The organism is Kitasatospora sp. NPDC004289 (assembly GCF_053602875.1).
Genome location: NZ_JBSGEL010000082.1, coordinates 25,323 through 33,208 on the forward strand (window position 1 = coordinate 25,323; position 7,886 = coordinate 33,208).

7 protein-coding genes are annotated in these 7,886 nt (G+C 74.3%); 4 read left to right on the top strand and 3 right to left on the bottom strand.

What is annotated here, in order from left to right:
* Positions 1-93: 93 nt before the first annotated feature.
* From ACWEPF_RS34565 to ACWEPF_RS34575, 3 genes are all read right to left on the bottom strand, one after another.
* Entirely contained in the window at positions 94-741 is a 648-nt protein-coding gene (locus ACWEPF_RS34565; protein ID WP_452175695.1) for a thiol:disulfide interchange protein DsbA/DsbL, read from the bottom strand.
* Between the two features lie 97 nt (positions 742-838).
* Positions 839-1,603 carry a slipin family protein gene (locus tag ACWEPF_RS34570; protein WP_345289538.1) on the bottom strand — a complete coding sequence of 255 codons (765 nt, stop codon included), beginning with the start codon at positions 1,601-1,603 and terminating at the stop codon, positions 839-841.
* Between the two features lie 104 nt (positions 1,604-1,707).
* Positions 1,708-2,772, bottom strand: coding sequence for a glycosyltransferase family 4 protein (locus ACWEPF_RS34575; RefSeq protein WP_345289537.1), 1,065 nt, complete (start codon positions 2,770-2,772; stop codon positions 1,708-1,710).
* A 311-nt stretch (positions 2,773-3,083) separates the two neighbouring features.
* Between ACWEPF_RS34575 and ACWEPF_RS34580 the strand changes: the two genes are divergently transcribed.
* The 4 genes from ACWEPF_RS34580 to ACWEPF_RS34595 form a co-directional block, all read left to right on the top strand.
* Entirely contained in the window at positions 3,084-4,208 is a 1,125-nt protein-coding gene (locus ACWEPF_RS34580; protein ID WP_452175696.1) for a glycosyltransferase family 4 protein, read from the top strand.
* A gap of 239 nt (positions 4,209-4,447) precedes the next feature.
* Positions 4,448-6,178 (top strand): tyrosine-protein kinase family protein, encoded by a 1,731-nt coding sequence (locus ACWEPF_RS34585; RefSeq protein WP_380148728.1) that lies wholly within the window; start codon positions 4,448-4,450, stop codon positions 6,176-6,178.
* Entirely contained in the window at positions 6,175-7,275 is a 1,101-nt protein-coding gene (locus ACWEPF_RS34590) for a glycosyltransferase (RefSeq protein WP_452175697.1), read from the top strand. Before ACWEPF_RS34585 ends, ACWEPF_RS34590 begins: the two co-directional genes overlap by 4 nt.
* Positions 7,276-7,321: 46 nt before the next feature.
* The coding region (locus ACWEPF_RS34595; RefSeq protein WP_452175698.1) for a GNAT family N-acetyltransferase at positions 7,322-7,886 on the top strand (565 nt) is incomplete at its 3' end.

Here is a 7,886-nt window from a genome sequence, read left to right on the forward strand (position 1 = left end):
CACACTCTGGCACAGAGTGTGCGAGGCAGGGGGCGGATCCGTGAAGAAGAGCCGGGACGGTGACCGTCCCGGCTCCCGAGGAACTGCTTCCGGTCAGTCGACCAGGGCGTCCAGGGCGGCGGGCATGCCCTCGACTCCGCCGTTCTTGCTGGGCTTGGCCCGGTCGCCGTTGACGAAGACGGTGGGGAGCTCGTCGACCTTGTACTTCGCCATCAGGCCGGAGGCGGCCTCGGTGAGGTCGCGCACCTCGGCCGAGCGGTAGGCGGCCCGGAACTTCTCGGCGTCCAGCCCGACCGTGCCGGCCCAGGCCGTGGCGGTGTCCTCGGTGGTGACGTCCTGCTCGTCCACGTTCACCGCCTTGAAGGCGGCCACCTGGAACTCGTCGACCTTGCCGAGCTTCTCCAGGGTGTAGTACAGCCGGGCGTGGCCCTTCTGGACCCGCTCCTCCGGCGCTCCGGCCCAGACCGCCGGCACCCGGCGCAGCGTCACGTCCGAGGCGTGCTTGGCCGACCAGCGCTCCAGCGGGAGTTCGAGCTGCCGCGAGTGGTAGCAGTCGTACCAGAAGAACTCGACGGCCTCCTGCTTGACCGCCCGGATCGGGCCCGGGTTGTCGACCCGGCCGACGTACCCTCCCTCGTGCGGCACCTCGGGGGCTGCGGTGGCCTGACCGGCCGTGACGGGGGCGGCGAGCAGTCCGGCGGCGGCGGTGGCCAGGACGGCGGTGCGGATGAGCTGCTTCACGTGGGCCGATGCTTCCAGCCCGCGGGAGGAGCGGCGAGCCGACGGGCCGTCCGGGCGGATTCTTCGCCCGGACGGCCCAACCGCCGGTGACGGACCGTCAGTCCCGCGGCTCCGGGCGTGCGGCGGCCTGCTCGAAGAAGCGCAGCAGCTCGACCGGGAAGGGCAGCACCAGGGTGGAGTTCTTCTCGGCCGCCACCTCGACCACGGTCTGGAGCAGGCGCAGCTGCATCGCGGACGGGGTCTCGTCCATCTGCCGGGCCGCGTCGGCCAGCTTGGCGGCCGCCTGGAACTCGCCGTCGGCGGTGATGATGCGGGCCCGCCGCTCCCGGTCGGCCTCGGCCTGACGGGCCATCGAGCGCTTCATCGAGTCGGGCAGCGCGACGTCCTTGATCTCCACCCGGTCGATGTGCACGCCCCAGCCGGTGGCCGGGCTCTCCAGCATCAGTTCGAGGCCGTGGTGCAGGCCCTCGCGGCCGGAGAGCAGGTCGTCCAGTTCGCTCTTGCCGATGATCGAGCGCAGCGAGGTCTGCGCCACCTGGGACATCGCGAAGGCGTAGTTCTGCACGTCCACGGTGGCCCGGACCGGGTCGACCACCCGGAAGTAGACCACCGCGTCCACCCGGACCGAGACGTTGTCCCGGGTGATGCCCTCCTGGGCGGGCACCGGCATGGTGACGATCTGCATGTTGACCTTGCGGATCCGGTCGATCACCGGCACCAGCAGGGTCGGCCCCGGCGGCCGGGGCTCACCCGAGACCCGGCCGAGCCGGAACACCACGCCGCGCTCGTACTGCTGGACCACCCGGACGCTGGAGAGCAGGGCCACCAGGCCCAGACCCACCAGGATCGCCAGGACCGCCATGACGTCCTCCCCGTCTGCGGCCGCCGCACTGGCGGAACCGCCGGGTCAGTATGCGCGCGGGCCCGCCCCCGGGACAGGGGTGCGACGTCGGTCTTGACGGATCGTTAGCGCCGGCGGGCCACCTGGTGGACGAGCTGCTGCCAGGCGTCGGTCACCACGGCCAGGTCGAAGCGGCCCAGGGCGTGCTCGCGGGCGGCCTTGCCGAGCGCGGCGCGGTCCCCGCCGAGCACCCGGCCGAGGGCCTCGGCCAGCGCCGCCGGGTCGCCCGGGCGGGCCAGTGCACCGGTGGTGCCGTCCAGCACCACGTCGCCGACCCAGCCCACGTCGGTGGCGGCGATCGGCAGTTCGGCCAGCGCCGCCTCGATCAGCACCCCGGGGACGCCCTCGCTGTCGCTGCTCAGCAGCAGCGCGTCGGAAGCCCGGTAGAGCGGGGCCGGGTCGGTCAGGCGCCCGAGGAAGTGGGCGCGGGGGTGGGGCTGGTAGCTGCCCTTGAGCGGGCCGTCCCCGGCGACGGCCAGGTGGACGTCGGGGAGCCGGTCGAGCGCGGCGAGGGCCACGTCGAGACGCTTCTCCGGGGCGAGCGCCCCGATCCACGCGACCAGCCGGCCCTCGGCGGGCAGGCCGAGCTCCTTGCGGGCGGCGGTCCGCTCGGCCTGGTCGGCGGCCGGGCGGTAACGGTCGGCGGCGCGGCCGTTCGGAATGGTGCGGACCCGCTGCGCGGGCAGCCGGAAGCGCTGCAGCAGGACGTCGCGGGCGCCGTCCGAGATCGCCGAGACGGCGGCGGCCCGGTGCAGGAACGCCGCCACCCGCAGGCGGCGGGCCGGGCTCGCCGTCCAGTGCCGCGGGTCACCGATGTTGACGTAGACGAACGGGGTCGGGGAGCCGAACAGGCCCACGGCGCAGGCCTGAAGGGTGCTGGAGCCGTGGGCGATCACCACGTCGCTGGTGCGGGCCGCCTCGCGCAGCGCCCGCAGCGTGCTGGGGTGGTAGCGGGACGGGCCCAACGGCGGGGCGTCGTGCGGCGCGGGGGCGTCGACGTGCGGCTGCAACGAACGCAGCGTGGACGGCACCCCCCTGCGCAGCAGCTCCCCGTGCAGGTCCCGCGCCAGGTTCTGGGCCCCCCGGCCCCGCGGGTCAGTGACCAGATGCAACACCCTCGGCTCAGCCATGGCGCCCAACCTGGCACACACGGAAGGCTTCCCACTGGCGAATCGGTGATCCCGGGGGCGCGAGGAACTGCGCGCAGGGGAACGGCACGTGCTGCAACTGGCTCGTCTGCCCCGACCTCACACTGGGCCGCCTTCCGGACTCGCGCAGTTCCTCGCGCCCCTGGGGTGACCACCTCCCGGCTCGCGCCCCCGGACGCTTCGGTTCCCAGGGTGTTCACAGTATGGGGATTCGGTGGCGGTGGGCGGGTCTGGCCTGGGATGCTGACCGCCTGTCAGTGTTTGGGTGGGGGGCCACTGTGCATGTGCTCTATGTGATCGACAGCGTGAGCCGGATCGGCGGAGCCGAGCAGGGCCTGGTCGCGATGGCTCCGCAGCTGGTGCGGGCCGGGGTGAAGCTGGACGTGGCGTACCTGCGGCCGTCGCCGGGCGGGTTCCAGCCGGAGCTGGCCGCGGCGGGGGCGGAGGTCTTCGGGGTGCACGCCTCGGGCCGGGCCGGTGAGTACGCCGCGCTGCGGCGGCTGCTGCGCGACCGCCGCCCGGAGTTGGTGCACACCACGCTCTACGAGTCGGACGTGCTCGGCCGGGCCGCGGCGCTGTCCACCCGGACGCCGGTGGTCTCCAGTCTGGTGAACTCCTCGTACGGGCCGGAGCACCTGCACGCCCGGGGCCTGAGCCCGTGGAAGGTGCGGGCGGCCCAGGCGGTGGACGCCACGACCGCACAGGGGACCCGCCGGTTCCACGCGCTGACCCGGCACGTGGCCGAGGTGATGGCCCGTCGGCTGAAGGTGAATCCGGAGCGGATCGACGTGGTGCCGCGCGGGCGGGACACCGAGCTGCTGGGCACGGTGAGCCAGGAGCGGCGGGACGCGGTGCGGGCCGGGCTGGAGCTGTCGGACCACACGCCGGTGGTGCTGGCGGCGGCGCGGCAGCAGTACCAGAAGGGTCTTGACGTGCTGTTGGAGGCCTGGCCCGCCGTACGGGCCGGGCAGCCGGAGGCGGTGCTGCTGCTGGCGGGCAGCGCGGGGTCGGAGACGCCGCGGCTGCGGGAGCTGGCCGCGGTGGCGGGCAACGTGCGGTTCCTGGGGCCTCGTTCGGACGTCTTCGACCTGATGGCGGCGGTGGACGCGTTCGCGGTGCCGTCGCGCTGGGAGGGGCTGGGCAGCGCGGCGATGGAGGCGATGGGCGTCGGGGTGCCGCTGGTGGCCGCGGACGTGGCGGCGCTGCGCGAGACGGTGGGGTCGGAGGACTACGGGCTGCTGGTGCCGCCGGAGCGGCCGGCCGCGCTGGCGGCGGCGCTGGCGGAGACCCTGGAGGACCGCTCCGCGGCGCAGCTGCGGGCGAAGGCGGCCCGGGCCCGGTTCCTGACCAAGTTCACCCTGCCTCAGGTCTGCGGGCAGATGGTCGAGTTCTACGAGAGATCGCTCGGGAAGCGCTGAGGAGAGGGGCGATTCTCGGTCCCCGGACGAGATCGCGCATCAGATTGGCGAAAGTGCTTGCGCCGCACGTCAGGTGCCGCAAGCATCGTGCCCGGGGAGACGGGTCCACGCTGGGGGGCGGGGCCCGCGCCGCTGCACGCCACCAGGCGAGCGGCCAGCAGACCGTGCGGAGCCGACCCGGACCCGACCCGGGCCGGTCGGCGCGGCGCATGCACCACGAACGCGAGGGGATCCAACCGGTGGAACCGGCCAACCACTTCACCGTACTGCGACGTTACTGGCGACTGCTGGTCGGCTGTACGGTGGCCGCCTTGATCATCGGGCTGCTGCTCACCCCGACGGGCGACACCGTCGACAACGGGAAATGGCAGTGCAAGGTCGCCATCACCCCGGTGGCCGGGGCCGGCGAGGCGGTCCGGGCCGACCAGGTGCTCTCGTACGCGGCCGGTTCGGACGTGTCGACGGCCGCCGCGAAGACGCTCAACATCACCGACGTGGCCGGTCTGGTGGCCCGCCGGAAGGTGGCGGCGGCCTCGCCGACGATGCTCGAGTTCACCGTCACCGGGCCGACCAGCAAGAGCTGCGTGGAGACCGCCGGGGCGTTCGCCGAGGCGACCATCAAGGGCTACAGCCAGGAGACCGCGAAGAGCGCGAGCGAGTCGATCAAGCGGCTGGAGGCGCAGCGCGCCACCCAGCAGGACCAGGTCAACAAGCTCCAGCAGGAGTTCTACAGCGCCAAGCCGGCCGACCAGCCCAAGCTGGACCCGCAGTTGACGGCCGCTCGGAACTCGCTGACCAAGACCCTGACCGCGATCAGCGACCTGCAGGCCGTCAGCCAGACCGACGCCGTCCAGCAGTGGGGCTCGATCGACGCCAAGGAGCTCGGCGGGAACCTGCTGACCTCGCCGAGCCGGGGCCTGCGGCTGACCCTCGCGGTGGTGCTCGGCCTGGCGCTCGGCGTGGTGGCCGCGCTGATGCTCAGCCGGATGGACACCCGCCTGCGCACCCGCAACGGCGCGGAGGAGGCGTTCAACCTCCCGGTGATCGGCGAGATCCCCTACCTCTCCACCCGCCTGCGGCGGCTGCGCGACCCGCTGGTGGTGGCCCGGCCGTCCGACCCGGGGGCCGAGGCGTTCCGCTCGCTGCGCTCGACCCTGCTGCTGACCGGCCCGCCGGCGCTGGCCGCGCAGCTGGCCGACGGCAACCTCAACCCGGCCGAGCTGGTCTCCCGGCGGCTGGCCCAGCCCGCCCCGGTGATCCTGGTGATGTCCGGCCGCAGCGGCGACGGGCGCACCACCACGGTGGCCAACCTGGCGGCGGCGCTGGCCGAGACCGGTCGCGAGGTCCTGGTGCTGGACTGCGACTTCCGGCACCCGAAGGCGCACGAGCACTTCGGGGTCGGCGACGGCCCCGGCATGGCCGAGCTGCTCAGTGGTGAGCAGCTGCCCGAGCTGGACGACCTGATCCGGCGGACCAACGTGGACGGCGTGCGGCTGATCACCGGTGGCAACACCACGGCCTACCCGGCCGCGCTGGTGCTGCGGGCCGGCGAGGTGCTGCGCCGGGCCCGGCGGCACGCGGACGTGGTGCTGATCGACAGCTCCCCGCTGCTGCACGCCAACGACGCCTACGACCTGGTGCAGCACGCCGACGCGGTGCTGGTGACCATCAAGGCGGGCAACGTGACGCCCGAGCAGGCGGACCGGGTCAGCGAGTTGCTCTCCCGCACCGGCGTGCCGGTGGCCGGTGTGGCGCTGCTCGGCACCATCGGCCCGTCCGGCCGCCGCAAGCGGGACGGGCTGGCCGCCCAGGCGTCCGCCGTGCCCGGGGCCGCACCGGCCCCGGCGGCTCCGGTGCCCCCGCAGGAGCAGCGGGCCGAGGGCCCGCGCCACCGGTCCTCGCCGTCCTGGGCCCGGCGCGGCCCGGAGCCGGTGAACGAGGCGGCCTGGCAGGAGGGCGAGGACCGGTGACCGACCAGGGGGGGAAGGTCCGGGTGCTCTGGCTCGCCAAGGGGCTGGGCCGGGGCGGCGCCGAGCAGCTGCTGGTCAACTGCGCCCGGCACGCCGACCGTTCGCGGTACGAGGTCGAGGTGGCCTACGTGCTGCCGTGGAAGGACGCCCTGGTGCCGGCCCTGGAGGCGGCCGGGGTGACGGTGCACCTGCTCGGGCCGGGGCGGCGCTGGCCGCTGCGGCTGCGGGCGCTGCTGCGGGCCCGCCGGTACGACCTGGTGCACTCGCACATGCCGGTCCCGGCGGCCGCCGCCCGGCTGCTCACCCTGGGCTCCCGGCGGCCGGTGCTGGTGCACACCGAGCACAACGTCTGGGAGCGGTACCGCCGGGAGACCCGGTGGGCCAACTCCCTGACGTACAAGCGCAACCGCGCGGTGGTGGCGGTCTCGCACGCGGTGGCGGCGAGCATTCCGGCCGCCCGGCGGCGGCCCGGTGACTTCGTCACCGTGGTGCACCACGGGCCGGACCTGGGCGGCGCGGCGCGCGGCCCGGCGGCCCGGCGGGCGGCCCGGGCCGAACTCGGGCTGCCGGAGGGGGCGTTCGTCCTCGGCACGGTGGCCAACATGACGCCGAAGAAGGACCAGGCCACCCTGCTGGCCGCGTTCGATCGGCTGCGGCAGGAGCGGCCCGAGGCCCGGCTGGTGCTGATCGGCTCCGGGCCGCTGGAGGCCGAGCTGAAGGCCGCGGCCGGCGAGGGCGTGGTCTTCGCCGGCTCCCGGCCGGACGTGCCGGAGCTGCTGCCGGCCTTCGACGTGTTCACCCTGAGCTCCCGTCAGGAGGGGCTGCCGGTGGCGCTGATGGAGGCGATGACCAGCGGGCTGCCCTCGGTGGTGACCAGGGTGGGCGGGATGCCGGAGGTGCTGGACGACGGCGTCGAGGGCTTCCTGGTGGAGCCGGCCGACCCGGCGGGCCTGGCGGCGGCCTTCGGGAAGCTGGCGGCCGACCGGGCGCTGCGCGAGCGGATGGGCGAGGCCGCCCGCGGGCGCTCGGAGTCCTTCGACGTGGCGGGCGCCCAGCGGGCCGTCGAGCGGGTGTACGAGCGGGTGCTGCGGAGCTGAACCTCGCCCCGCCGCCCTGCCCCTCCGAGAGGAAGACCGAACCATCGTGAGCGCGAGCCCCGAGCAACTCCGGGACGACGCCGTCGAGCTGAGCTACCGCCCGCTGGACGGGGCGGACACCCCCGCGGTGCTGGAGCTGCTGACCGCATCGCTGGCGGGCGGCCCCACCGGGACCCGCAGCGCCGACTTCTTCGCGTGGAAGCACCACCGCAACCCCTTCGGGGCCAGCCCGGGCCTGGTGGCCGTGACGCCCGGGGGGCGGATCGTCGGGGTGCGGCTGTTCCTGCGCTGGGAGTGGCGGGCGGTGGACCGGGTGGTCCGCGCGGTGCGCCCGGTGGACACCGCCACCCACCCGGACTTCCAGGGCCGGGGGATCTTCCGCCGGCTCACCACCGAGCTGCTGGAGCAGGTCTCCTCCGAGGCCGAGCTGGTCTTCAACACGCCCAACGGCAACAGCCTGCCCGGCTACCTCAAGATGGGCTGGCAGGACCTGGGCCAGGTGCCCGTCTCGCTGCGGATCGACACCTACGGATCCATCCGCATCCGCGAGGACCTCGGGATCCACGGCCCGTCCCGGAAGAACTACTACGGGGAGGGGTTCGCAGCCGTCA

What these genes read in the sequence shown, in the direction of transcription:
- ACWEPF_RS34570 (WP_345289538.1), bottom strand. Translation starts at nt 1,603, where the DNA reads ATGGCGGTCCTGGCGATCCTGGTGGGTCTGGGCCTGGTGGCCCTGCTC.
- ACWEPF_RS34575 (WP_345289537.1), bottom strand. Translation starts at nt 2,772, where the DNA reads ATGGCTGAGCCGAGGGTGTTGCATCTGGTCACTGACCCGCGGGGCCGG.